Below are 22,230 nucleotides of genomic sequence, written 5' to 3'. Positions count from 1 at the left end.
CAGAGAACTCTCTGAGCGGCGCTCCCTTGAGGGGACCGCTCCTAAAACGCGGAGGTCGGACAGCTTGTTCCGTCGCTCCGTTCCAGCGTCAATCCTCTGCCGGCTGGTTTTACGCCGTGCGGAACAATCGCAACCAAGAGGGTAAAAAAAGCTGAGGGAAAAGGGAAAAGCGGAGGACGTCATGCTGATTGCGGATTTGATCCATTCCTGCTCCAACGAAAAAGTCGCTCAAGCGGCGCTGATGTGCATCGGCGGCCGCTTTGCCGAGCGGGTGCGCGTCGCCGCGCACGAGAAGGGCATGAATGTCGGCAGGTTCGTATCGGCTGTCGTGAGGGATTTTGCGCGGCGCGCCGATAATGGCGTTCTCGAAGCCTTGCGCGAAAAAATTTCCGGGACCGATCAACCGCTGCTTCAAGGACTGCGCGCGGTGCTTGAGCCCGCGCTCGAAGATGGAGCCGTATTCGTCGACGACGAACGGGCAATTGCCCGTTGCGTGTCGATCGGATCGAACTGCGCCGGCGTGCACAGATATCAATAACGCCAGGAGGCGGGAGACGCATGAAGCGACATCGCGACGGCGGTGTCGCTTTTTGTTTTCTTCGATCTTTATGTCATCAGAACTCGGTCGCATCGGCGTGAGATGAGTCAAATACTCGATCAGGCGCATATCGCTTCTATCCTCGCCGAATATGGGTACTGGGCGATCTTCGCTGTCGTCGCTCTCGAAAGCGCGGGACTTCCTCTGCCCGGCGAGACCCTGCTCGTCGGTGCGTCCATCTATGCCCGGCTTTCCGGCCTCCTGTCCATTGACGCCGTCGTCGCCGCCGCTGCGGCCGGCGCCATCGCCGGCGACAATGTGGGCTATTGGGTCGGGCGGGAGTTCGGCGTGAAATTTCTGGAACGCCATGGCCATCGCATTGGCCTTGGCCCGGATAGGATCCGGCTCGGCCAGTATCTTTTTCTCAAATGGGGCGGCGCCATCGTTTTCTTCGGGCGCTTCGTGGCGCTTCTGCGCATTCTCGCGGCGCTGCTCGCGGGCGCAAACCGCCTGCCTCCGGGCCGCTTCTTCGTCTACAACGCATCGGGCGGGATCGTCTGGGCGATCGTCTTCGGCTATGGCGCCTATCGCCTCACCGCGAGTTTTCAGGAGATCGAAGGCCCCCTCGCGACGGCGGCCGCGCTGTCCGCGCTGGCGGGGCTCGTTCTCCTGTGGCGATATTACAAGCTCAACGAGTCCCGCCTGCTGGCCGAAGCCGAAACGGCGCTCGCGCGACGCGACCGCTGACGTCAGCCGAAGCGAGGGCCCCTTCGCGCCGCGGCCAGCGCGCGGGCCAGGTCGCGGGCGAGTTCCGCTTTCTGGTCCGGCCCCAGAAATGAGCCGACCTCGACCATCTCTCCGCGAAAGACCAGGGCGACGCTCAGCGTGCCGAACTCCTCGTGCACCTGCTGTTCCAGCCGGACCCATGACGGGTTGAAGCGCCACTCCCTCCGCCGCCCGCTCGCCGCCACCTTGGCGAAGACGAGCTCCAGCGGCGTCACGTCCAGCGTCTCATAGGCGCGGGCGTCCCGGAAGCTGATGCGGAAGGCGATCCACAACGCCAGCGCGTCGAGCCCCATGAAGCCGGCGACCGGCCAGGCGCCCATGACGAGAAAAGGCAACGCGAAAATGAGTTGCGCAACGCAAAAGGCGACGATGAAGACGTAGAAGGCGCGCGGCGTCATGGAGCGGTGCGGGACGAGCCGCGTCGCGAAAATCCTTTCCTCCAGAGGGTCGCTCATCGTCCCGAACAGCGCTTTCGTCCCAGATAACCTGACGATATAACGCCCGAATGGCGGGAAAAAACAGCGAAAAATCGACGTCCTCCGCAGCGGCGGCGAAGACGCCCCGGCGCCGTCTTCCCGCCGCCGAGGCCGCGCGGATCGAGGCGATTTTCGCGCGTCTGGCCGAAGCCAACCCGGAGCCCAGGGGCGAGCTTTACTACACCAATCCCTTCACGCTGCTCGTCGCCGTGGTGCTGTCGGCGCAGGCGACTGACGCGGGGGTCAACAAGGCGACGCCAGCGCTGTTCGCCAAGGCCGACACGCCCGAAAAGATGGCCGCGCTCGGCGAGGACGAGGTGCGCGAGGCGATCAAGACCATCGGCCTCTTCCGCAACAAGGCGAAGAACGTCGTCGCCCTGTCGAAACTGCTCGTGGAGCGCCACGGCGGGAAAGTGCCGCAGACGCGCGAGGAGCTGACCGCGCTGCCGGGCGTCGGCCGCAAGACGGCCAATGTCGTGCTCAACATCGCCTTCCATCAGCCGACCATCGCCGTCGACACGCATATCTTCCGCCTCTCGAACCGCCTGCCGCTGGCGAAAGGCAAGACTCCCGAGGCGGTCGAGGCCGGGCTCGAAGCCGTCATCCCCGAAAAATATCTCCTGCACGCCCATCACTGGCTGATTTTGCACGGGCGTTACGTCTGCAAGGCGCGTAAGCCGGATTGCGGCCGCTGCGTGATCTTCGACTACTGCCGGTTCAAGGGAAAGACGGCGGCGCACGGTCCGTGACTTCCTCGCTTGCCGCGCCGGGCGGGCGCGGTAAGTTGGCTGAAAATCGACGACTGAACGGGAGCGCTCAATGTCAAAAACATCCGCCGGCCTCGCCCTGGTTCTGCTTTTCGCCGCCGCGCCAGTCCGCGCCGAGGGCGTGGATTTGAAGGGATTTCACGCCAAGATCAAAGCGGATCTCGCCGATCTCGGCCATCTCTCCGAGCTTAACGGCAAATATCGCATCCGCGTCACGGAAGTGACCATGGACCCCGGCGGCTACATGCACGCCCATCATCATCTCGGCCCCGGCATTCGCTGCATGGTTTCCGGCGAGATGAAATATGAGATCGGCGGCAAGACGACGATCTACAAAGCCGGCGACTGTTTCACCGAGACCGGCGCCATGACGCATGAATCGAGCAATGTCGGATCGGCGCCCGTCGTTCTGCTGAATTTCGAACTGTTGCCTGCGGCGATGCCGGAAGGCAAGGGGTCGCTCATGCCGGTTCCCGACGGCGACCACGCGCACGGGGATCACTGATCGCGCGAGATCGTCGCGGGCTCGATCCCGTTCCATTTGCAAACAAGACCGTTGCGCCGCGCCTCGAACGCCGAGACGAGCGTCGCGACGCCGTCGTCGCGCCCAAGGAGTTCCTCCCGGCCGGCGGCGATGTCTTCCGGCTGGAAGCGCACGCGCTCGCCGGAGGCGAGGGCGGCCTGATTGCAGGCGCCGAGGAGATCGATGCGCGCGCGCCGCTCGATGCGCCGGGCGGCCTCGTCCTCCCCGCGCTGCGCGAGAAACCAGACGAGGAGCAGGGCCAACGCGGCGGCGCCCGCCGCGGCGAGCGCGCGTCGGGCCGTCACAGCGTTTTCCCCAGCCGCCCGGCGAGATCCGTCACGAACTGCCAGGCCACGCGCCCCGAGCGCGCGCCGCGGGTCATGGACCACTCCAGCGCCTGCGCGCGAATCTCGGCCTCCGGCGCGGCGAGCCCGAAGTGGCGCGCATAGCCGATCACCATGGCGAGATAATCGTCCTGACTGCAATTGTGGAAGCCGATCCACAGGCCAAAGCGGTCGGAGAGCGACACTTTTTCCTCGACCGCCTCCTTGCCGTGGATGGCGTGGGCGCTCTCGTTTTCCACCATGTCCCGCGGCATGAGATGACGGCGGTTGGACGTGGCGTAGAATATCACGTTCGCCGGCCGCCCCTCCACGCCGCCCTCGAGCGCGGTCTTGAGCGCCTTGTAGCTCGTCTCGGGCCCGTCGAAGGAGAGATCGTCGCAAAAGACGATGAACTGGAAGGGCTGGCCCGCCAGCGCGCCGAGGAGATCAGGCAGCGCCTCTATGTCCTCGCGGTGGATTTCGACGAGCTTGAGCCGGCCCTCGCCCGCGAGCGCGCCATGCACGGCCTTGACCAGCGAGGACTTGCCCATGCCGCGCGCGCCCCAGAGCAACGCGTTGTTGGCGGGCAGGCCTTTCGCGAAACGGGCCGTGTTGCCGAGCAGAATGTCGCGCTGCAGGCGGATCCCCTCGAGCAGCGCCAGATCGACCCGGTTCACTCGGGCGACGGGGTGGAACGTCCCGCCCGCCGCTCGCCAGACGAAGGCCTCGGCGGCCGAGAAATCCGGCGCGGCCGGGTCTGGCGGCGCGAGGCGCTCCAGCGCTCCTGCGATGCGGGAAAGAAGGGTGACGAGGTCGGTCATCGGCTGTCGGGATCCTGCGGCGGTTGCGCTCACTTACCCCGAGTTTCCAGCCGCGCCAATCGCCGGCCCCTAGCCGCGGCTGCCCTCGATCGACCGCAGCTCGGCCGTGGACGGCGCCTTGATGCTCGCATTGAGCTTGCGCAGCATGGTCAGGCACAGTTCCTTGACGGCCTCGTCCTTGACCGTGTCGGTCAGCCGGGCCACATGGTAAAAGGCCATGGCGCGCTGGGAAATCAGATCCTCGTAGCCGAACGGATCCGACAAGCCGTCCATGTCGTCGTGGGTGTTGTCCGTCATTGGCCCGGTCGCCTCCTTGATGCTGCGGATATGGACGTTCCCGGCCGGAATTTAAAGTCCGCCGCTGCGACCATGCGCCGGATGCGCCGCCCCGGCCAATCCATTATACCCGCCCCGCGCCGCTTCGAAACGGGGGATCCTGCGTGTCACAACTGGCGGAAAACAGCCTGCTCGGCCGGGCCAAGGTCTTCATCTCGCCCGCCGACGCCGAAAAGGCGCGTTGCGGCCTCGACCGGGTTCTGGACAGGGACGCGGACGGCGCGCTCGCGGCCCTGCTCGCCGAACACCCCCCGGCGCGCGACCTGCTCCTCGGCGTTTTCGGAACGTCCCCCTATCTGACCGACCTCGCCGCCCGCGCCCCCGCCCGCCTCGCGGCGGCGCTCGCGGTCGATCCGAAGGCGCGCGTGGACGCGCTCATCGCCGACGCGCGATCGCTCGAAACCGACGACGAGCCCGAGCTGATGCGGCGGCTGCGGCTCGTCAAGCAAGAAGCCGCGCTCGTCATTGCGCTGGCCGATCTCTCGAAGGTTTGGGAGACCTTGCAGGCCACGGAGGCGCTCACCCGCGTCGCCGACGCGACGCTTTCGGCGGCGATCCGCTTCACGCTGCGGCAGGCGCAAGCCGCCGGAAAGCTGGAGCTCGCCGACCAGCGCGACCCTGAACGCGGTTCTGGCTGGATTTTCCTGGGCATGGGCAAGGGCGGGGCCTATGAGCTGAATTATTCCTCCGACATCGACCTCATCGTCTTTTTCGACCGCTCCCGCGCCCGCGTCGCCGATCCGATGGAGGACACCGACCTCTTCGTGAAGCTGACAAAGCGCGTCGTGAAGATCATGAGCGAGCGCACGCCCGACGGCTATGTGTTTCGTATTGACCTGCGCCTGAGGCCCGATCCCGGCGCGACGCCCATCGCGATCCCGCTCGAGGCCGCGCTCGCCTATTACGAAAGCATGGGCCAGAACTGGGAGCGCGCGGCCTATATCAAGGCTCGCCCCGTCGCGGGCGACATTTTCGCGGGCGAGGAATTCCTCGCGGAACTCGCGCCCTTCGTCTGGCGCAAATATTTCGACTTCGCGGCCATCGCCGACGTGCATTCGATCAAGCGACAGATTCACGCGCACAAGGGACACGGCAAAATCGCTGTTCTCGGCCACAACATCAAACTCGGCCGCGGCGGCATTCGCGAGATCGAATTCTTCACCCAGACGCAGCAGCTCATAACGGGCGGGCGCGACAAGCGACTGCGCGGCCGCGCCACCCTGCCGATGCTCGATCAACTCGTCGACAGCGGCTGGGTGGCGCCGCAGGCGCGCGACGATCTGCGCGAAGCCTATCTTTTCCTGCGCGACGTCGAGCATCGCATCCAGATGGTCGCCGACGAGCAGAAACATACGCTGCCCGACACGGAGGAAGGCGTCGGCAACATCGCCCGCATGATGGGCTTTTCGGGCCACGCCGATTTCGCAGAGGCGTTGCTGAAGCGGCTCGACATCGTGCAGGGGCATTACGCGCGCCTGTTCGAAAGCGCGCCGCAACTGTCGTCGACCGGCGGCAATCTCGTTTTCACCGGCGGCGACGACGATCCCGGCACGATCGAGACGCTCGCCAAAATGGGCTTCAAAGACCCGAAGATGGTGACGGCGACGATCCGCGGCTGGCATTTCGGCCGCTACGCCGCGACGCGCTCGACCGTGGCGCGCGAACGGCTGACGGAGCTGACGCCCGCCCTGCTCGAAGCGCTGGCGGCGACGGAAAACGCCGATCAGGCGTTCCTGGCGTTCGACAAGCTCATCCAGAAGCTGCCGGCCGGCGTGCAACTCTTCTCGCTCCTCGTCTCGCAGCCGCGTCTTCTCAACCTGCTCGCCGCCGTCACGGGCTCCGCGCCCAAGCTCTCCGCCACGATCTCGAAGCGCCCGCGGGTGCTCGACGCGCTGATGGAGCCCGCCTTCTTCCAGACCGTGCCGAGCGAAGCCGATCTGCGCGACCGTCTCGCGGCGCAGTTTTCGGAAGCGCGCTCCTATGAGGACGTTCTCGACCGCGCCCGCATCTTCGGGCAGGAGCAGAAATTCCTGATCGGCGTGCGCGTGCTCACCGGCTCCGTCTCAGTCGCCGACGCGGGGCTCGCCTATTCGCGCCTCGCAGAGACGCTGATCTCGGCGCTCTTCGACGAGGTCGGCGCCGAATTCGAGAAGATTCACGGCCGCATCGAGGGCGGCGCGGCGGCCGTCGTCGCCATGGGCAAGCTTGGCGGGCGCGAAATGACGGCGGCCTCCGATCTCGACCTGATGCTGCTCTACGACGCCGATCCTTTCGCCGAATCCGCCGGCGGCGAACGCGCGCTCCCGACGCCGCAATATTACGCGCGCCTGACGCAGCGCCTCATCACGGCCCTGTCCGCGCCGACCGCCGAGGGTCTGCTCTACGAGACGGATTTCCGCCTGCGCCCCTCGGGCAACAAGGGACCGATCGCGGCGAGCCTGAAATCCTTCGAGCTGTATCAGGCCGACGAGGCCTGGACCTGGGAGCATATGGCGTTGACCCGCGCCCGCGTGATCGCCGGACCGAAAGCGTTCGCCGCGCGCGTCGAAGCGGCGATCCGCGACGCGATGATGCTGCCGCGAAGCCCCGAAAAGCTCAGGAACGACGTCCTGGCGATGCGGCGGCTGATCGAAAAGGAAAAGGGCGCGACGAACCCATGGGAGGTCAAGCAGGTCGCGGGCGGACTGATCGACATCGAATTTCTCGCCCAATATCTGATGCTGCTGCACGGCGGGAGCCGGCCCGAGGTCTTTTCGACCACGACGCCCGACGCGCTGGAGAAGCTGCGCGACGCCGGCCTCCTCGACCCCGGAGCCGCCGAGGCGCTGCTCGCCGCCTATCGGCTCTACCAGGGACTCATGCAGCTTCTGCGGCTCGCGATCGACAGCGCCTTCCGCCCGGAAGACGCGCCGCGCGGCCTCGCCGAACTGCTTCTGCGCGTCGGCGATTCTCCGAGCCTCTCCCATCTCGAAGCGCTCCTCGCCGAGACGGAGAAAAAGACCCGCGAGATCTTCGTGGCGGTCGTGGGCCCCGTCAAAGGCGGGGAATTATCGGGCGGCAGGGAGTTGTCAGAGGCGCCGCCTCGGGCATAGATACGCCCCATTCGTCACGCAGGACCCTTTCAGACCGGCCGTGGCGGCGGCTTTGTGGGGCGTTTCGCCCCGATTTCTGGAGCAACTCATGTCACATGCCCGCAAATTTGCGCGATTCACGACCCGCGCCGCGATCGGAGCGATCGGCCTCGTCGCCCTGACGGCCGCTGTCGCGCCCGCGCAGGCCAAGGTGCTCGCCAAGGTCAATGGCGTCGAGATCACCGACGAGGATCTGAAGCTCGCCTTGGAGGATCTCGGCCCGGGCATTCCGCATCAGCTCGAAGGCAAGGCGCGCGACAGCTATGTGCTCGACTTCCTGATCGACGAGCAGCTCGTCGTGCAGAAGGCTCAGGCCGACAAGCTCGCCGAGACCCCCGACTTCGCCAAGAAGATGGCCTATCTGCGCGACAAGGCGTTGATGGAGACGCTGCTCGGCAATGTCGCCAAGACCGCCGCCACCGACGCCGCAATCAAGGCGACCTACGACGAAGCCGCCAAAAACCAGAAGCCGGAAACCGAATATCACGCCCACCACATTCTCGTTCCCACCGAGGACGAGGCCAAGAAGGCGCTGGCGCGCGTCAAGGGCGGCGAGGATTTCGCCAAGGTTGCGGGCGAAGTGTCGAAGGATCCGGGCTCCAAGGGCGGCGACCTCGGCTGGTTCACCAAGGACCGCATGGTGCCGGAATTTGGCGACGCTGCCGCCAAGCTGAAGCCCGGCGAGCTCTCCGAGCCGGTGAAGACCCAGTTCGGCTGGCACATCATCCGGCTCGACGAGACGCGCCCAAAGACCTTCCCGCCGCTCGACCAGATCAAGGATCAGGTCGCCCGCTACGTTGTGCAGAAGGCCCAGAGCGAACTGGTCATGAAGCTGCGCGAGGGCGCCAAGATCGAGCGCACGGACCCGCCGGCCGATGCGGGCAAGGCGCCTGCGGCGCCCGCTCCGGCCGCGAAGCCCGCCGAAAAGAAGTAATCGCCTCCGCCGGCGCGTCCCCACGGCGCGCCGGCCGACGTTCGGCGCAAAAGCGCGCGCCAGCGTCTTGACGTCGTCGCCATAGGCCGCCAAACCCGTCGCATTCTCCTCAGCCCGGGTGATTCCGATGGCCCACGACGCCCCTCTTTCGCCGTTCGCGCCGAAATCCCTTCCCGACGTGGCTCCACTCGACGGCGTGCGCTTCGCCGCCGGCGCGGCAGGCATTCGCTACAAGGAGCGCACGGACGTCATGCTGGCGCTGCTCGACGAGGGAACGACCGTCGCCGGCGTCTTCACCAAATCCAAATGCCCCTCCGCGCCCGTGGATTGGTGCCGCGCGAAGCTGAAAGGCGGCAAGGCGCGCGCGCTGCTCGTGAACTCCGGCAACGCCAACGCGTTCACCGGCAAGGCCGGCGCCGACGCCGTCAAACTCGCCGCGAAACTCGCGGCGAAAGCGACGGGCGCGAGCGAGCGCCAGATTTTCATGGCTTCCACCGGCGTGATCGGCGAACCGCTCGACGCCTCCAAATTCGACGGCGTGCTGGAAAAGCTCGCGCAGGACGCGCGGTCCGACGCCTGGGCCGAGGCGGCGCGGGCCATCATGACAACGGACACCTTCCCCAAACTCGCGACGCGCACGGCGACGATCGGCGGCGTGGAGGTGACGATCAGCGGCATGGCCAAGGGCGCCGGCATGATCGCGCCCGACATGGCGACCATGCTCTCCTTCGTCTTCACCGACGCGCCCATCGCCGCCGAGGCGCTGCAGACGATGCTCTCCAAGGCGGTTCAGACCTCCTTCAACGCCATCACGGTGGATAGCGACACCTCGACCTCCGACACGCTGCTGCTGTTCGCCACCGGCGCCGCAAAGAAACGCGGCGCGCCCAAGATCGAGAAGGCGGGCGACCGCCGCCTCGCCGACTTCAAGCGCGCGCTCGACGCCGTTTTGCTCGATCTCGCGCATCAGGTCGTCAAGGACGGAGAGGGCGCGCGCAAATTCGTGGAGGTGACGGTGACGGGCGCCGAAAGCGCCAAATCGGCGAAGAAAATCGCGCTCTCCATCGCCAATTCGCCGCTGGTGAAGACGGCGATCGCGGGCGAGGACGCCAATTGGGGCCGCATCGTCATGGCTGTCGGCAAGGCGGGCGAGCGCGCGGAGCGCGACAAGCTCGCCATCTGGTTCGGCGGCGTGCGCGTCGCCCACAAGGGCCTGCGCGACCCCGCATACGACGAGGAAGAAATCTCCGCGATCATGAAGCGGCGGGAGATCGTCATCAACGTCGACATCGGCCTCGGCGCGGGCGCCGCCACGGTCTGGACCTGCGATCTCACACAGGAATATGTCGCGATCAACGGCGACTACCGGAGTTGACCGGCGACATGAAGCTCCTCTTGGTCGTTGCCGCCGCGCTGGTCGACGAAGACAATCGCGTCCTCATCGCGCAGCGTCCCGAGGGCAAGCAGCTCGCCGGCCTGTGGGAGTTTCCCGGCGGCAAGCTCGATAGCGGCGAGCGGCCGGAGGACGCGCTGATTCGCGAGTTGAAAGAGGAACTCGGCATCACGGTGAAGGCGCCCTGCCTCGCGCCGCTCGCTTTCGCGAGCCACGCCTATGAGGACTTCCATCTCCTCATGCCGCTCTACGTCTGCCGCAGATGGGAAGGCTTCGTCGCGCCTGCCGAAGGCCAGGCGGTGAAATGGGTGCGCGTGCGCGACCTGCGCAAATACGACATGCCGCCCGCGGACGCGCCGCTCATCGCGCCGCTGGTCGACCTGCTCGGCTGACTATTCCCGCGTCAGCGCGTAGCTCGCGGGGATCGACAGAGTCCAGGTCAGCCCGTCGGGCGGGAAACGCAGCGTCGCTTCGCCATCGAGCGCCTGTGCAACGAGCCGCCGCAAAACCTTGTGGCCGAACCCTTCGCTCGGCGGCATGGCGAGGGCTGGCCCCCCGCTCTCGCGCCATTCGACATTCAACCGATCGTCCTCGAAGCCCCATTTGAGCGACACGCGTCCGTCCGGACGCGACAGCGCGCCATAGCTCAGCGCATTGGTGGCGAGTTCGTGCAGCGCGAGGCCGAGGTTTTGCGCGGCTTCCGGCTTCAGCATGATTTTCGGCCCCTCCAGGGACGCATGTTCGCCGACGTCGTCCTTGGGCACGTCCATGCAATAGGCGAGCTGCGCCCGCACCAGTTCGCGCATGGACGCGCCGCGCCAGTCTTGCGAGACAAGGAGATCGTGCGCCATGGACAGCGCCTGAAGCCGCGCGCTGAACTTGCGCTGAAACTCCTCAACCGACGGCGCGCGAGCCGCCGTCTGCCGCGACATGGCCTGCACGACGGCGAGCAGATTTTTCGAGCGGTGCACCAGCTCGCGCAACAGCACGCGCACATGCTGTTCGCGCATTTTCCGTTCGGTGATGTCGCGCGCGGTGCCGAGGATTCGGACCGGACGCCCGTCTTCGAAGAAGGTGCGGCCGCGGATCGAGACCCAGCGCTCGATCTTGTCCTTTACGCCGATGACGCGGTATTCGATTTCGTAATCGCCTTCGTAAGTGGGATCGAGCGCGAGCCCTACCGCCTCCTTGCTGCGGCGCCGGTCCTGCGGATGCAGGGCGTTGCGGAAGACCTCGAAGCTCGGCTCGACGTCATCGCCCAGTCCCCACAAACGCCGCACGCGCGCGTCGAGATGCACTTCGCCGGTCATGAGGTTCCAGTCCCAGACGCCGGTGCGCCCGGCGTCGAGCGCAAGCTGCATGCGCTCGAGCGCATAGGCCTGGTCCTTGTTTGCGCTGCAGCCCGACGACGGCGCGTGCTCCTCGCCGGGGTCCAAGAGAGTTTCCGTTTCGCTCACGCCTCGCCCCTTCGCGGAAGGCGACAGTATAATTGGACGGCGTCAAACATCCAGAAGTTCGCTTGCAAAGGCCGCCCGCTCCTGAATAAAGGCGAAACGCGCCTCGGGCTTGGCGCCCATCAGCCGTTCGACGCAATCGGCGGTTTCCTCTCGCTCCTCGCTCGCGAGAACGACCTTGAGCAGCGTGCGTTTCGCCGGATCCATGGTCGTTTCCTTGAGCTGCTGCGCGCTCATTTCGCCAAGGCCCTTGAAGCGGTTCACCTCGACCTTGCCCTTGCCGGTAAGGACAGTGCGGATCAGTTCGTCGCGATGATCGTCGTCGCGCGCATAAACGGTCTTCGGGCCTTGCGTGAGCTTGTAGAGCGGCGGCTGCGCCAGATAGAGATGGCCCTTCTCGATGAGCCTGGGCATCTGGCGGTAGAAGAAGGTGATGAGCAGCGACGCGATATGGGCCCCGTCAACGTCGGCGTCCGTCATCACGATCACCTTGTCGTAGCGCAGCTCCTCCTCGCGGTAATGCGCGCCCAATCCGCAGCCGAGCGCCTGCGCGAGATCCGCGAGCTGCTGGTTGGCGAGAAGCTTGTCCTTCGTGGCTGAGGCGACGTTGAGGATCTTGCCGCGCAGCGGCAGCACGGCCTGCGTCGCGCGATTACGCGCCTCCTTCGCGGAACCGCCCGCCGAGTCGCCCTCGACGATGAAGAGCTCCGAGCCTTCCGCCGAATTATTGGTGCAGTCGACGAGTTTGCCGGGAAGGCGCAGTTTGCGCGTCGCCGTCTTGCGGGCGACGTCCTTTTCAGCGCGGCGGCGCAAACGCTCCTCCGCGCGCGTCACGGCGAAATCGAGAAGCTTGTTGGCCTGAGTCGGCGCGGCGGCGAGCCAGTGGTCGAAGGCGTCGCGCACCGTGCTCTCGACGATGCGCGAGGCCTCCACCGTCATGAGGCGGCTCTTGTTCTGGCCCTGAAACTCCGGTTCGCGGATGAAAACCGAGATCATCGCCGCCGCCTGGCCCATCACGTCGTCGCCGGTCACGTCCTTCGCGCGCTTCGACTGACCCACGCGCTCGGCGTGATCCTTGAGCGCTTTCAGCAGCGCGTTCCGGAAGCCCGCTTCATGCGTGCCGCCGTCCGGCGTGGGGATCGTGTTGCAGTAGGAATGAACGAAACCGTCGTCCTCCGCGAACCAGGAGACCGCCCATTCCAGCGAGCCGTGGCCGCCTTCGCGCGTCACCTTGCCGATGAAGGGCTGATCGGTGACGAGTTCCTTGTCGTACGTCTCGCGTGCGAGATAGTCCTTGAGGCCGCCCGGAAAGCGCAGCACGGCCTCGGCGGGAACGTCGGCGCCCGGCTCGATCAACGCCGGATCGCAGCGCCAGCGGATTTCGACGCCGCCGAAGAGATAGGCCTTGGAGCGCGACATGCGGAAGAGCCGCGCGGGCTTCCAATGCGCGTTCTCGCCGAAAATCTGCGGGTCCGGCTTGAAGCGCACCCGCGTGCCGCGGCGGTTGTGCGCCTTGCCGACGTTTTGCAGCTTGCCCAGCGGCAGGCCGCGCGAGAACTCCATGCGGTAGAGCTGCTGTTCGATCGCGACCTCGACCTCAACCTTTTCCGAGAGCGCGTTGACGACCGAGACGCCGACGCCATGCAGGCCGCCCGACGTCTGATAGGCGCCCGAATCGAATTTGCCGCCGGCGTGGAGGACGGTCATGACGACCTCGAGCGCCGACTTGTCCTTCATCTTCGGGTGCGGGCCGACGGGAATGCCGCGGCCGTTGTCGGTGACCGTGAGCCAGCCGCCCGGCTCCAGCGTCACCTCGATGAAGGTCGCGTGGCCGGCGACGGCCTCGTCCATGGCGTTGTCCAGCACCTCGGCGAAGAGGTGGTGCATCGCCGTCTCGTCCGTGCCGCCGATATACATGCCGGGGCGCCGGCGCACGGGCTCGAGTCCCTCCAGCACCTCGATGGAGGCGGCGGAATATTCGGCAGGCGCGGTTTTCCCTGCGGTTTTGAGCGCGGGCGCCTTGCGGGGCGCGCCGCCGAAAAGATCGGGTTTGGTGGCCATGGGGCGATAATAGCGCGATTCGGAAAGCGAGGGGCGACTCCGGAGGGGCCGTCGGGCAAAGCCTTAACTCCGCCGAAATTGGCCTCCCTCTACCCTCGCTGCTTCCTCGCCCCGGAGCCGCCATGCCGCCGCCTACCGTCGTCATCTGCGCTGATCACGCCTCCGTCACGGGCGGGCAGGCCAAGGTCGCGATCGAAAGCGCGATCGGGCTGACGGCCGCCGGGGCGCGCGTGATCTTTTTCGCCGCCTGCGGGCCCGCCGACGGCAGGCTCGCGGCCGCGGGCGTCGAGACCGTCTGTCTCGGCCAATACGACATTCTCGGCAACCCCTCCCGGCTCGAGGCCGCGCGGCAGGGAATATGGAACCGGGCCGCCGCCCGCGCGCTCGCCGAAACGCTGGCCCCGTTGCCGCGCGGCGAGACGATCGTTCATGTCCACGGCTGGGCGAAGGCGCTGTCGCCCGCAATCGCGGGGCCCATCCGCGCGGCCGGCTTTCCCGCCGTCTACACGATGCACGAATATTTCCTGAATTGCCCGAACGGCGGCTTCTACGATTACCAGAAGGGCGAAACCTGCCCGCTGCGGCCGATGTCGCTCGCCTGCTGGACGACGCATTGCGACTCGCGCAACTATCCTTTCAAGCTGTGGCGCAACGCGCGCCTCTTCGTCGCGCAGCATGTCGCGCATCTTTCGGAAACCTTTTCGGACATCCTGCTTCTGTCGGACTTGCAGGAGCAAGTCCTGCAAAACTGCCTGCCGCCGGGCGCCGCGATTCATCGCGTGACGAATCCCGTGGAGGCGGAGCCGCTCGGCCAAAAGGCGGATCCCGCGAGCGGCGAATTCCTCTACGTCGGACGCCTCTCGCCCGAGAAAGGCCCCTTCCTTTTCGCGGAGGCGGCCCGCCGCGCCGGCGTGACGCCCGTTTTCATCGGCGACGGGCCGGTCGCGGCGGATTTGCGCACACGCTTTCCGCAGGCGCGGCTTCTCGGCTGGCGCGCGCCCGCAGAGGCGCGAGAAGCCATGCGGGCCGCCCGCGCCCTCGTTTTTCCCTCCCTCTGGCACGAGACCTTCGGTCTGACGGCGCTGGAGGCCAAGGCCGCGGGCACGCCCGCGATCGTCGCCGACGGCTGCGCCGCCCGCGAGGCGGTCGAGGACGGCGTCACGGGCCTTTGGTTCAGAAGCGGCGACGCGAACTCGCTCGCCTCCGCCATCCGCGCGCTGGCTAACGACGCCGTCATCGCCGATATGTCGCGCAAGGCCTATGACGCCTATTGGGCCGCGCCCGCGACGCTCGAACGCCATGTCGCGGAAACGCGCGCGGTTTACGACCGCGCGCTGGCGCGCCGCGCCGCGGCCTGAGCCGGCGTCGACGCGGCCGAGACGCCGGGCCCCGGCGCATTCCCCCGAAGTTGACGGAATTTCGCGCTGGGAATGCCCGCCGCAATTCCAATCTGGCGCGATTTCTTTCCGCTCGCATAATTCCATGCGAGCGGAAAGCGCGCTAAGACGCCGATCTGAAAATCGCAGGATCGAAGATGAAACGCCCGCTCGCCCTGATCGCCGCCCTCCTCCTCGCCACGCCGGCCCATGCGGAAAAGCTGCGTCTCGCCCTCCAGAAGACTGGCACCACCGGCTGGGAGATGGCCGTCGTCAAAGCCTTCGGCCTCGACAAGGAGGCGCGCCTCGAACTCGACGTCGCCGAGCTCGCCGCGCCGGAAGCCGGCAAGATCGCCATTCAGGGCGGCGGCGCGGACATCATCGTTTCCGACTGGTTGTGGGTTGCGCGGGAGCGGGCGCAGGGCGCGAAGCTGACCTTCTATCCTTACTCCGCGAGCGTCGGCGCCGTGATGACGAAGGATCCGGCGATCAAGACCGTAAAAGACCTCGCCGGCAGGAAGCTCGGCGTCGCCGGCGGACCGCTCGACAAAAGCTGGCTGATGCTGAAGGCCCACGCCCTGAATCAGGGCGTCGATCTCGAAAAAAGCGCGACCATCCTCTACGGCGCGCCGCCGCTCATCGCGGAAAAAGCCCTGCAGGGCGAAATCGACGCCGCGCTTGAATTCTGGAACTTCGCCGCCGATCTCGAAGGCAAGGGATTCACGCGCGCCATCGACGTCGCGGACGTCGAAAAAGCGCTCGGAGCGAAGGGCGACGTCGTCATCACCGGCTATGTCTTCGACGAGGATTTCGCGGCGAAGAACCGGGATGCGCTGTCGCGTTTCTTCGCCATGACCGCGAAGGCGAAGGCGCTGATCGCGCGCGACGACAAGGCCTGGGCCGCCGCCGCGCAACGCATCGGCCCGAAAGACGCGGCGACGCTCGACATCTATCGCAAGCGCTATGTCGCCGGGATCCCGAAGCGCACGGTCGCGCAGGAAGAAGCCGACGCGGCGGCGCTCTATGAAACGCTCGCCGGCATCGGCGGCGAAAAGCTCGTCGGCCGCGGCAAGGCGCTCGATCCCAACGTCTTCTACAAGGGTGGAGAGGCCGGCGCGCGGTGATCCGCCTCGCCTCGCTCGCCGCTCTGTTCGGAATTTGGCAGGCGGCCGCCCTGTTTTCCGATCCGCGCCGCCTGCCGGGGCCGCTGCTGGTGTTCGACGTCATCGCCGAGGAGGCGCGATCCGGCGCGCTCTTTTCCAATCTCGCCGTCACGCTCGCGCGCGTCGCCGCCGCCTTTGCGCTCGCCATGAGCCTCGGCGCGTCGATCGGCTATCTGATGGGCCGCAACAGGCTCGCCGACCGCCTGCTCGACCCCTGGCTGGTCGCCCTGCTCAATCTGCCAGCGCTCGTCGTCATCGTGCTCGCCTATGTCTGGGCGGGCCTCACGGAGACGGCGGCGATCTCGGCGGTCGCGCTGAACAAACTCCCCAACGCCATCGTCGTCATTCGCGAAGGCGCCCGCGCGCTCGACCCGCATCTCGAAGAGATGGCGCAGGTCTTTCGCTTTTCGCGCGCCGCGCGGCTGCGCCATCTCGTTTTGCCGCAGCTTGCGCCCTACCTCGCCGCCGCGACGCGGTCGGGCCTGTCGCTGGTCTGGAAAATCGTGCTCGTCGTCGAACTGCTCGGCCGCTCGAACGGCGTGGGCTTCGAAATCAACATGGCGTTCCAGCTCTTCGACATGAAGCTCCTCCTCGCCTATGCTCTGCCCTTCGTCGCGCTCATGCTCGGCGTCGAAACCTTTCTGGTGCAGCCCCTTGAACGACATGTCGCCCGCTGGCGGCGCGGCGTCGCTCGACGTCGCGATCGCGCATAAGGATCACCGTCGCGCCGACGGGCGCATCGTGCGCGCGCTCGAGGATTTGCGCCTCGCGCTGCCTGTGGGCCAGGCGGGCGCCGTGGTGGGGCCGTCCGGCTGCGGCAAGACGACCCTGCTGCGCCTCATCGCCGGGCTCGACCATAATTTCGTCGGGCGCGTGACGCTGCCCTCCCACGGCCGCGTCGGCATGGTTTTTCAGGAGCCCCGTCTCCTGCCCTGGCGCAGCGTCGTCGACAATATCCGCATCGCCGTTCCCGACGCCGGCGAGGCGGAGATCGCCGCGCTTCTCGACGCGCTCGCGCTTGCGGAACACGCTGCGCATTTTCCCGGCGAACTGTCGCTCGGCCTCGCGCGCCGCGCCGCGCTCGCGCGCGCGCTCGCCGCAAAGCCCGATTTGCTGCTGCTCGACGAGCCGCTCGTCTCACTCGACGCGGCGCTGGCGCGCGAATTGCGCGACAGGATAGCAACGCTGATCGAGGAAAGGCGCATCACGACGCTGATCGTCACGCACGATCTTTCGGAGGCGATTGCGCTCGCCGACAGGATTTTTCTTCTGTCGCCCCGCCCCGCCCATGTCGTCGCGACGCTCGACATTCCGGCGCCGCGCGGACGCCTCGCGACGGAAGCCGCCGCCGCGCTCGCCGCGCAGGCGCACGAGGCGCTGGTCCGCGCGCGCCGGGCTCGCAAGTGACCGCGCCCGCTCGCGGCGCGGCATTGAGCGGAACCTTCGCTCACCAGTCGATTTCGGCGCCTCGGTAGTCGAGATACCGGCGCGTGCCGGACATGGTGAGGCCGTCGGCCGTCTCGATGATTCCGGCGGCGCTTTCCTCGACGCCGATCGTCGCGTTCGGTCCGCCCATGTCCGTGCGCACCCACCCCGGATGCATGGCGACGACCGCGATTCCCTCGGGCCGCAGATCGTCCGCGAGACATTGCGCGATCTTGTTCAAACCCGCTTTCGATGCGCGATAGGCGACGTTGAACGTGCCCTCGAGCGTCATCGACCCCAGCACGCTGGACATGAGCACGATGCGCGGCCGCTCGCCGCCGCGCAGCAACGGCAGAAACGCCTGAACGACGCGCAGCGGGCCGAGCGTATTGACGGACAGAAGATCCAGCGCGCCGTCAAAATCCATGTCGAGCGTAGATTGACGCTGGGGGCCGTAGGCGCCCGCGTTGGCGATCAGAACGTCGATCGGTTCGCCGACTTTCCCGGCGGCCGAGCGGATCTGCGCCGCGTCCCGGGTGTCGAACGTCACGATCCGTCCCCTGTCGCCCGCAGGCGCAAGAGCGGCCGCGAGCGCGGCGCGGCCCTTCTCGTCGCGCACGCTTCCCGTCACGCGGTCGCCGCGCGCGGCGAGCCGCCGCGCCAGCTCCAACCCGATGCCCCGGCTTGCGCCGGCAATCAGCCAATGAGACATGATGGCTCCCTGAAAACGTTTCGGCCTTCATATAGCGCGCCGCCTTGCCTTCGCCTCCTCCGGTGTTAGCGTGCGCGCAGGCAGCGCAAGGGGGAAGCGGATGACGGACGCACGCGCCGGCATGGGCCGGTATTTCGACGGCCATGTCGTCGAGCGACGAACCGTCGATCTCGTGTTCGGCCCGGCGCTGGAGATCGTCGAGGACGGCGCGCTGCTCGCCGCCTGGCCCTATGCGGACGTGCGCCGCCTGCCCGCGACCGGCGGCGCGATGCGGCTTCGAGCGCTCGGCGCGCCCAAAGGCGCCTGGCTGGAGATTTACGACGGCGAGACCCAGACGGAAATCCGCCGTCACTGTCTGTTGCTCGGCGGCGAGACGGCGGCCCCAAATCGGGAAGGCCGCAAACGGCTCGCCTATGGCGCGCTCGCCGCGGTCATGTTCGGCGCCTTTCTATGGGGCGGGCTGCCGCGCATGGCCGGAGTCATCGCGCCGGTCATCCCTGTCGAATGGGAAAGGAAACTCGGCGAGGCGGCGAACGATGAAATTCGCAAGACCTTCCCCGGCAAGAGCTGCAACGCCCCGAAAGGGGCCGAAGCCCTGAAGAAGCTCGCCGACCGGCTGCAGGAAGCCTCGAACCTGCGCCTGCCGGCGACGATCGAAACGGTTTCGTCGAAAATTCCCAACGCCTTCGCGCTGCCGGGCGGCAGGGTCTATCTGCTGTCCGGCTTGCTGGACAAGGCGCAGTCGCAGGATGAGGTCGTGGGCGTCCTCGCCCATGAATTCGGCCATCTCCAGCATCGCGACCATCTGCGCCGGATCATCGCGACGGGCGGGACGGCGCTGCTCGTCGGCCTCGTCTTCGGAGACGTCACCGGCGGGGGCGCGATGATCGTCATCGGCAATGCGCTGCTCAACGCCGCCCACTCCCGCGAGAACGAGGCGCAGGCGGACGCCTTCGCGGCGCGGACGCTCGCCCGGCTCGGGCGGCCGTCGAAGCCGCTGGGCGAACTGCTGATCCGCATCTCCGACGGCCAAGACCCGGGCGCCTTCTCGATCCTCCATGACCATCCGCTGAGCGAGAATCGGCTGGCCAAGCTCACGGCCGCCGACAAGGGACCGACGGCCCCGCCCCTTCTGAGCGACGACGAGTGGCGCGCGCTGAAAGGCATTTGCGGGTAACGCGGACTTCGGCGGGCATAAAGAAACGGCCCCCGTCCGCGTTCAGACGAGGGCCGCGGAATTGCGGGAAAAGCGCAGTCGCTGTTTACATCGCCGCCGCATGCTGCGCCGCCTCCAGGCGTGCGACGCCGCTCTTGACGGCGGCCTGCACCTTTTCGAAAGCGCGGACCTCGATCTGGCGGACCCGCTCGCGTGAGACGCCGAACTCCTCGGAGAGCTGCTCGAGCGTCACCGGGTCGTCGGCGAGGCGGCGGGCCTCGAAAATGCGGCGCTCGCGCGGGTTCAGAACATCGAGGGCGCCGCGCAGCGCCCGCATCCGGTTGTCGCTCTCCTCCTGCGCGGCGAGAATGTGCTCCTGACTGTCGCTCTCGTCGACGAGCCAATCCTGCCACTCGCCCTCGCCTTCCTCGCGCAGCGGGGCGTTGAGCGAGGCGTCGCCGCTCATGCGACGGTTCATCTCGATCACGTCCTGCTGCGAAACGCCAAGGCGGGCGGCGATTTTCGCGACATTCTCGGGCCGGAGGTCGCCTTCCTCGAAGGCGGAGATCTTGCTCTTAGCCTTGCGCAGATTGAAGAACAGCTTCTTTTGGCTCGCGGTGGTGCCCATCTTCACGAGCGACCAGGAGCGCAGGATATATTCTTGAATAGAGGCGCGAATCCACCACATCGCATAGGTGGCGAGACGAAAGCCGCGATCGGGCTCGAAGCGCTTGACGGCCTGCATCAGGCCGACATTGCCCTCGGAGATGATTTCGCCGATCGGCAGGCCATAGCCACGGTAGCCCATCGCGATCTTGGCGACGAGGCGTAAATGCGAAGTCACGAGCTCCTGCGCGGCCTTGGGATCTTCGTGCTCGCGCCAGCGTTTGGCGAGCATATATTCCTGCTGGGGCTCCAGCATCGGGAACCGACGAATCTCGGCGAGATAGCGGGCGAGGCCGCCTTCCGCGACGATGGGCAAGGAATTCGCCATATTTCGTCCCTCCTGACGAGCTCCCGGGCGCCGGCGAGCCCGCAATGGTCGATCGCGCTCACGCCGATCGCAACGAAATCAGTATAGGCCGGAACGGCCGGGCGAGAAAATGACCGCCGCGTGACAAGTCGCTAAAGTAGGGATTAAGATTCTGTAATAAAACTCGGGCGGAAGCGTGGCGGCGGCGGCGCGCGCCCAAGTCAAGAGACTCATTTAGCCAATCGCCGCGCGCCCGAAGACGAAAGCTAAAAAATCACTTACTAATCCCGCCGAGCACGCCACGCAGAATCTGCTTGGCGATCTGCGTGCCCGCCGAGCGCGCCGCGCTCTGCACGGCCGAACGCATCGCAATCTCGGCCGGCGACAGACGCTTGCCCCTCGCCGAGCCGAACAGGGTTCCGAGCACGCCGCCCACGACAGAGCCGAGGAACCCGCCGCCGCCCGGCGAACCGCCCCTGGCGCCCTCGGCCCGCGCTTTGAGAATTTCGAACGCCGACTCCCGATCGAGCGCCGTATCGTACTTGCCGGCGAATCTGCTGTCCGCCATCGCCGCCGCGCGCTCCTCCGGCGTCACCGGACCGACGCGCGCGGCGGGCGGCGCGATCAGGACGCGATCGACCATCTCGGGCGCGCCCTTCGCCCCGAGCATGGACACGAGCGCCTCGCCGACGGCGAGATGCATGATGGCGTCCGCCGTGTCGAACGACGGATTCTTTCGGAAGGTTTCCGCCGCCGCGCGCACGGCCTTCTGGTCGCGGGGCGTGAAGGCGCGTAGCGCGTGCTGGATGCGGTTGCCAAGCTGGCCCAGAACCGTGTCCGGCACGTCGAGCGGATTTTGCGTGACAAAGTAAACCCCGACGCCCTTGGAGCGGATCAGGCGCACGACCTGCTCGATCGCAGACAGAAGCGCCTTTGGCGCGTCGTCGAACAGGAGATGCGCCTCATCGAAAAAGAAGACGAGCTTGGGCTTTTTGAGATCCCCGACTTCCGGCAACGTCTCGAAAAGCTCCGAGAGCATCCACAGCAAGAACGTCGCATAAAGGCGCGGCGCGCGCATGAGTTTGTCGGCGGCGAGAATGTTGATCACGCCGCGCCCGTCGCGATCCGTGCGGATGAAATCCTCGATTTCGAGCGCCGGCTCTCCAAAGAAACAGTCGCCGCCCTGCGTCTCCAGCACCAGAAGCTGGCGCTGAATGGCGCCGACGCTCGCGGGCGCAATATTGCCGTATTTGATCTTGAGCTCCGCAGCGTTCTCGGCGACATGCGCAAGCGCCGCGCGCAAGTCCTTGAGGTCGAGCAGCAGAAGCCCCTGCTCGTCGGCGACCTTGAACACGATGTTGAGCACGCCCTCCTGCGTGTCGTTCAGGTCGAGCAGGCGCGACAGCAGCAACGGCCCCATCTCGGAGATCGTCGCGCGCACCCGATGGCCCTGCTCGCCAAACACGTCCCAGAACGCGACCGGAAAACGATCGGGCTGATAGGAGAGCCCGATTTCCTCGGCGCGCTTGACGAACGGGGGCTTGGCGTCGCCGGGCTGCGAGAGGCCGGCGAGGTCGCCCTTGACGTCGGCCAGAAACACGGCGGTTCCGGCGTTGGAAAACCCTTCCGCAAGCAGTTGCAGAGACACGGTCTTGCCGCCGCCCGTCGCCCCGGAAATCAGCCCGTGCCGGTTGCCGAGGGAGAGAGTCAGATACCGATAGGCGCGTTCATGCGTCGCGCCGACGAGAATCTTTCCGGGAACCGCGTTCGGGCTGTCGCTCATGAGGCGGGCGCTTTCGGGCGAATCATCGCGATGCGGCAGAAGCTATATCATTCTCGCGGGCGCCGCATCCCGCCCGCCCGCTGCGCTTGCGGCGCACAA

22 protein-coding genes are annotated in these 22,230 nt (G+C 66.7%); 12 read left to right on the top strand and 10 right to left on the bottom strand.

Translation table 11 applies throughout. The features are described from left to right. Positions 1-109: 109 nt before the first annotated feature. Positions 110-667, bottom strand: a complete 558-nt coding sequence (locus tag ACV959_RS05175) for a hypothetical protein (RefSeq protein ID WP_475738850.1) — start codon at positions 665-667, stop codon at positions 110-112. On the opposite strand from ACV959_RS05175, the gene ACV959_RS05170 reads away from it, so the two are divergent. Next, complete coding sequence (locus tag ACV959_RS05170) at positions 641-1,285, top strand: DedA family protein (RefSeq protein ID WP_475738849.1); 645 nt, start codon at positions 641-643, stop codon at positions 1,283-1,285. The genes ACV959_RS05175 and ACV959_RS05170 overlap by 27 nt on opposite strands. Positions 1,286-1,287: 2 nt before the next feature. Here the strand turns inward: ACV959_RS05170 and ACV959_RS05165 are convergent, their stop codons facing one another. Then, the gene (locus ACV959_RS05165) at positions 1,288-1,779 is read right to left on the bottom strand and encodes a DUF2244 domain-containing protein (protein ID WP_475738848.1); all 492 of its coding nucleotides are present in this window, start codon (positions 1,777-1,779) and stop codon (positions 1,288-1,290) included. Between the two features lie 50 nt (positions 1,780-1,829). On the opposite strand from ACV959_RS05165, the gene nth reads away from it, so the two are divergent. After that, entirely contained in the window at positions 1,830-2,549 is a 720-nt protein-coding gene (gene nth, locus ACV959_RS05160) for an endonuclease III (RefSeq protein ID WP_475738847.1), read from the top strand. Positions 2,550-2,619: 70 nt separating this feature from the next. Next, on the top strand, positions 2,620-3,072 hold the full coding sequence (locus tag ACV959_RS05155) for a cupin domain-containing protein (RefSeq protein WP_475738846.1): 453 nt from the start codon (positions 2,620-2,622) through the stop codon (positions 3,070-3,072). On the opposite strand, the gene ACV959_RS05150 is transcribed toward ACV959_RS05155, so the two are convergent. The 3 genes from ACV959_RS05150 to ACV959_RS05140 all read right to left on the bottom strand — a co-directional run bounded on the left by ACV959_RS05150 (position 3,066) and on the right by ACV959_RS05140 (position 4,531). Beyond that, the gene (locus ACV959_RS05150) at positions 3,066-3,395 is read right to left on the bottom strand and encodes a hypothetical protein (protein WP_475738845.1); all 330 of its coding nucleotides are present in this window, start codon (positions 3,393-3,395) and stop codon (positions 3,066-3,068) included. The genes ACV959_RS05155 and ACV959_RS05150 overlap by 7 nt on opposite strands. Then, entirely contained in the window at positions 3,392-4,234 is an 843-nt protein-coding gene (locus ACV959_RS05145) for an ATP-binding protein (protein WP_475738844.1), read from the bottom strand. Before ACV959_RS05145 ends, ACV959_RS05150 begins: the two co-directional genes overlap by 4 nt. Positions 4,235-4,303: 69 nt before the next feature. Beyond that, entirely contained in the window at positions 4,304-4,531 is a 228-nt protein-coding gene (locus tag ACV959_RS05140) for a hypothetical protein (RefSeq protein WP_475738843.1), read from the bottom strand. 143 nt (positions 4,532-4,674) lie between these two features. On the opposite strand from ACV959_RS05140, the gene ACV959_RS05135 reads away from it, so the two are divergent. The 4 genes from ACV959_RS05135 (at position 4,675) to mutT (ending at position 10,420) form a co-directional block, all read left to right on the top strand. Further along, entirely contained in the window at positions 4,675-7,662 is a 2,988-nt protein-coding gene (locus tag ACV959_RS05135; protein WP_475738842.1) for a bifunctional [glutamine synthetase] adenylyltransferase/[glutamine synthetase]-adenylyl-L-tyrosine phosphorylase, read from the top strand. Between the two features lie 88 nt (positions 7,663-7,750). After that, positions 7,751-8,635 carry a peptidyl-prolyl cis-trans isomerase gene (locus ACV959_RS05130; protein WP_475738841.1) on the top strand — a complete coding sequence of 295 codons (885 nt, stop codon included), beginning with the start codon at positions 7,751-7,753 and terminating at the stop codon, positions 8,633-8,635. Positions 8,636-8,762: 127 nt separating this feature from the next. Next, positions 8,763-10,010, top strand: a complete 1,248-nt coding sequence (gene argJ, locus ACV959_RS05125; protein WP_475738840.1) for a bifunctional glutamate N-acetyltransferase/amino-acid acetyltransferase ArgJ — start codon at positions 8,763-8,765, stop codon at positions 10,008-10,010. Positions 10,011-10,018: 8 nt separating this feature from the next. After that, a complete protein-coding gene (mutT, locus tag ACV959_RS05120; RefSeq protein ID WP_475738839.1) occupies positions 10,019-10,420 on the top strand; it encodes an 8-oxo-dGTP diphosphatase MutT in 402 nt (133 codons plus the stop codon). On the opposite strand, the gene ACV959_RS05115 is transcribed toward mutT, so the two are convergent. Together ACV959_RS05115 and parE are read right to left on the bottom strand one after the other, a co-directional pair. Next, positions 10,421-11,485: a sensor histidine kinase gene (locus tag ACV959_RS05115; protein ID WP_475738838.1), complete on the bottom strand. Its 1,065-nt coding sequence runs from the start codon at positions 11,483-11,485 to the stop codon at positions 10,421-10,423. 42 nt (positions 11,486-11,527) lie between these two features. Further along, positions 11,528-13,543: a DNA topoisomerase IV subunit B gene (gene parE / locus ACV959_RS05110; protein ID WP_475738837.1), complete on the bottom strand. Its 2,016-nt coding sequence runs from the start codon at positions 13,541-13,543 to the stop codon at positions 11,528-11,530. Between the two features lie 122 nt (positions 13,544-13,665). Here parE and ACV959_RS05105 point away from each other — a divergent pair, with 122 nt between their 5' ends. The 4 genes from ACV959_RS05105 to ACV959_RS05090 all read left to right on the top strand — a co-directional run bounded on the left by ACV959_RS05105 (position 13,666) and on the right by ACV959_RS05090 (position 17,489). Then, a complete protein-coding gene (locus tag ACV959_RS05105) occupies positions 13,666-14,901 on the top strand; it encodes a glycosyltransferase family 4 protein (protein ID WP_475738836.1) in 1,236 nt (411 codons plus the stop codon). Between the two features lie 176 nt (positions 14,902-15,077). Further along, the gene (locus tag ACV959_RS05100) at positions 15,078-16,043 is read left to right on the top strand and encodes an ABC transporter substrate-binding protein (RefSeq protein WP_475738835.1); all 966 of its coding nucleotides are present in this window, start codon (positions 15,078-15,080) and stop codon (positions 16,041-16,043) included. Next, positions 16,040-16,795: an ABC transporter permease gene (locus tag ACV959_RS05095; protein ID WP_475738833.1), complete on the top strand. Its 756-nt coding sequence runs from the start codon at positions 16,040-16,042 to the stop codon at positions 16,793-16,795. The genes ACV959_RS05100 and ACV959_RS05095 overlap by 4 nt, the downstream gene beginning before the upstream one ends. Further along, positions 16,746-17,489, top strand: coding sequence for an ATP-binding cassette domain-containing protein (locus ACV959_RS05090; RefSeq protein ID WP_475739590.1), 744 nt, complete (start codon positions 16,746-16,748; stop codon positions 17,487-17,489). Before ACV959_RS05095 ends, ACV959_RS05090 begins: the two co-directional genes overlap by 50 nt. A 40-nt stretch (positions 17,490-17,529) precedes the next feature. On the opposite strand, the gene ACV959_RS05085 is transcribed toward ACV959_RS05090, so the two are convergent. Next, positions 17,530-18,219 carry an SDR family oxidoreductase gene (locus ACV959_RS05085; RefSeq protein ID WP_475738832.1) on the bottom strand — a complete coding sequence of 230 codons (690 nt, stop codon included), beginning with the start codon at positions 18,217-18,219 and terminating at the stop codon, positions 17,530-17,532. A gap of 100 nt (positions 18,220-18,319) precedes the next feature. Here ACV959_RS05085 and ACV959_RS05080 point away from each other — a divergent pair, with 100 nt between their 5' ends. Continuing rightward, positions 18,320-19,396, top strand: a complete 1,077-nt coding sequence (locus ACV959_RS05080; protein ID WP_475738831.1) for a M48 family metallopeptidase — start codon at positions 18,320-18,322, stop codon at positions 19,394-19,396. 85 nt (positions 19,397-19,481) lie between these two features. Here ACV959_RS05080 and rpoH read toward each other — a convergent pair whose 3' ends face one another. Together rpoH and ACV959_RS05070 are read right to left on the bottom strand one after the other, a co-directional pair. After that, the gene (rpoH, locus tag ACV959_RS05075) at positions 19,482-20,369 is read right to left on the bottom strand and encodes an RNA polymerase sigma factor RpoH (protein ID WP_475738830.1); all 888 of its coding nucleotides are present in this window, start codon (positions 20,367-20,369) and stop codon (positions 19,482-19,484) included. 253 nt (positions 20,370-20,622) lie between these two features. After that, positions 20,623-22,131, bottom strand: a complete 1,509-nt coding sequence (locus ACV959_RS05070) for a helicase HerA-like domain-containing protein (RefSeq protein ID WP_475738829.1) — start codon at positions 22,129-22,131, stop codon at positions 20,623-20,625. Between the last annotated feature and the right edge of the window lie 99 nt (positions 22,132-22,230).

It is taken from the genome of Methylocystis sp. Se48, assembly GCF_056269425.1.
The sequence above is the reverse complement of the archived record's forward strand: the minus strand, read 5'-3'. Positions and strand labels throughout refer to the sequence as shown.

Excerpts from the sequence above, each read along its gene's own strand:
- ACV959_RS05100 (WP_475738835.1), top strand. The coding sequence starts at position 15,078 with ATGAAACGCCCGCTCGCCCTGATCGCCGCCCTCCTCCTCGCCACGCCG.
- parE (WP_475738837.1), bottom strand. The coding sequence starts at position 13,543 with ATGGCCACCAAACCCGATCTTTTCGGCGGCGCGCCCCGCAAGGCGCCC.
- ACV959_RS05085 (WP_475738832.1), bottom strand. The coding sequence starts at position 18,219 with ATGTCTCATTGGCTGATTGCCGGCGCAAGCCGGGGCATCGGGTTGGAG.
- ACV959_RS05105 (WP_475738836.1), top strand. The coding sequence starts at position 13,666 with ATGCCGCCGCCTACCGTCGTCATCTGCGCTGATCACGCCTCCGTCACG.
- nth (WP_475738847.1), top strand. The coding sequence starts at position 1,830 with ATGGCGGGAAAAAACAGCGAAAAATCGACGTCCTCCGCAGCGGCGGCG.
- rpoH (WP_475738830.1), bottom strand. The coding sequence starts at position 20,369 with ATGGCGAATTCCTTGCCCATCGTCGCGGAAGGCGGCCTCGCCCGCTAT.
- ACV959_RS05165 (WP_475738848.1), bottom strand. The coding sequence starts at position 1,779 with ATGAGCGACCCTCTGGAGGAAAGGATTTTCGCGACGCGGCTCGTCCCG.
- ACV959_RS05140 (WP_475738843.1), bottom strand. The coding sequence starts at position 4,531 with ATGACGGACAACACCCACGACGACATGGACGGCTTGTCGGATCCGTTC.
- ACV959_RS05170 (WP_475738849.1), top strand. The coding sequence starts at position 641 with ATGAGTCAAATACTCGATCAGGCGCATATCGCTTCTATCCTCGCCGAA.
- ACV959_RS05090 (WP_475739590.1), top strand. The coding sequence starts at position 16,746 with ATGTCGCCCGCTGGCGGCGCGGCGTCGCTCGACGTCGCGATCGCGCAT.
- ACV959_RS05130 (WP_475738841.1), top strand. The coding sequence starts at position 7,751 with ATGTCACATGCCCGCAAATTTGCGCGATTCACGACCCGCGCCGCGATC.
- argJ (WP_475738840.1), top strand. The coding sequence starts at position 8,763 with ATGGCCCACGACGCCCCTCTTTCGCCGTTCGCGCCGAAATCCCTTCCC.
- ACV959_RS05145 (WP_475738844.1), bottom strand. The coding sequence starts at position 4,234 with ATGACCGACCTCGTCACCCTTCTTTCCCGCATCGCAGGAGCGCTGGAG.
- ACV959_RS05155 (WP_475738846.1), top strand. The coding sequence starts at position 2,620 with ATGTCAAAAACATCCGCCGGCCTCGCCCTGGTTCTGCTTTTCGCCGCC.
- ACV959_RS05080 (WP_475738831.1), top strand. The coding sequence starts at position 18,320 with ATGACGGACGCACGCGCCGGCATGGGCCGGTATTTCGACGGCCATGTC.
- ACV959_RS05070 (WP_475738829.1), bottom strand. The coding sequence starts at position 22,131 with ATGAGCGACAGCCCGAACGCGGTTCCCGGAAAGATTCTCGTCGGCGCG.
- mutT (WP_475738839.1), top strand. The coding sequence starts at position 10,019 with ATGAAGCTCCTCTTGGTCGTTGCCGCCGCGCTGGTCGACGAAGACAAT.
- ACV959_RS05175 (WP_475738850.1), bottom strand. The coding sequence starts at position 667 with ATGCGCCTGATCGAGTATTTGACTCATCTCACGCCGATGCGACCGAGT.